General features: G+C 45.2%; 1 protein-coding gene and 1 pseudogene. Both read left to right on the top strand.

The annotated features are described in order from the left end of the window. Positions 1–55: 55 nt before the first annotated feature. Positions 56–853, top strand: coding sequence for an AraC family transcriptional regulator (locus R8N49_RS25160; RefSeq protein ID WP_023650110.1), 798 nt, complete (start codon positions 56–58; stop codon positions 851–853). A 91-nt stretch (positions 854–944) separates the two neighbouring features. Next, a pseudogene (locus R8N49_RS25155) lies at positions 945–1,057 on the top strand (LysE family translocator); the annotation flags it as partial.

Genomic DNA, 1,057 nt, shown 5'->3' with positions numbered 1-1,057 from the left:
CTAACAATTGATGGATAAGCTTGGTCATTATGTGACCAAGCTTTTTTTGTATGTAATGGAACAGATTCAATACTACGCGACCGACCATGACCAACTGAGTCTGATCGAGGCGAAATACCAAAAGTTTGCCTTTCAAAGGCACTATCATTTGGATTTTCACCTCGGCTTGATCACGCATGGTGAGCAGAAGTTTCATTATCAAGGCTCTCATCACCAAGTCGGTCATGGGCAAATCGTTATTATGCCGCCCGATGAACTGCACGACGGCCAATCTAAGCTTGCCAGTGGCTATCAAGTGAATGTTTTTTCGATCGAACCACACTTACTTAGCGATCTGGCAGATCTTAAACAAAACGGTCAAATTATCCGCTTTAATGAGTTGATCATCTCCGATCCACAGATATTTTCACAACTTAGTAACTTGCACGGACTATTGAGGCGCGAAAATCTCAGTCAATTGACCAAAGATTGTCTTCCGTTTGAGGGATTTAACCAACTTTTTGATCGCTACGGATCGCTGGCAAGGCAAAAAGTCATTCCATTAGGTAAGCAATCTCTCAACACCTTAAAAGATTACTTAATGGCGAACCTAGACCAATCGGTACGGCTGGAGTCTCTTTCTGAGCTTTGCCAGCTAAGCCCAACTCAATTTCAACGCCATTTCAAAGCGCAAACCGGCATGACACCGTATGCGTGGTTTGCCCGTTTACGACTCGAGCAAGGGATGAAGCTGCTACAAGCAGGACAATGCGGTACTGAAGTCGCGCATCAAATTGGTTTTTACGATCAGGCGCATTTCAGCAAAGCCTTTAAGCAGACTTATGGCGTCTCTCCGTCTCAAGTCACTCGATAACAGCGCGCTCATCTTAGGCTGTCAGTTTTTTACAAGCGCAGGCCACAACAAGCCTCCACAATAGCTGCATTGGTAATCTTTGAGATGTGTTATGAATGAATCCACTATCCTGCTGACATTGGCCAGCATTCACTTTATTGCCTTAATGAGCCCAGGCCCAGACTTCGCATTAGTGGTGCAAAATGCCACGCGTCATGGTCGCCA

The organism is Vibrio sp. 1978, assembly GCF_033344345.1.
This window is presented reverse-complemented; position numbering and strand designations above follow the sequence as displayed.

Coding starts and splice junctions, on each gene's coding strand:
- R8N49_RS25160 (WP_023650110.1), top strand. CDS start 56: ATGGAACAGATTCAATACTACGCGACCGACCATGACCAACTGAGTCTG.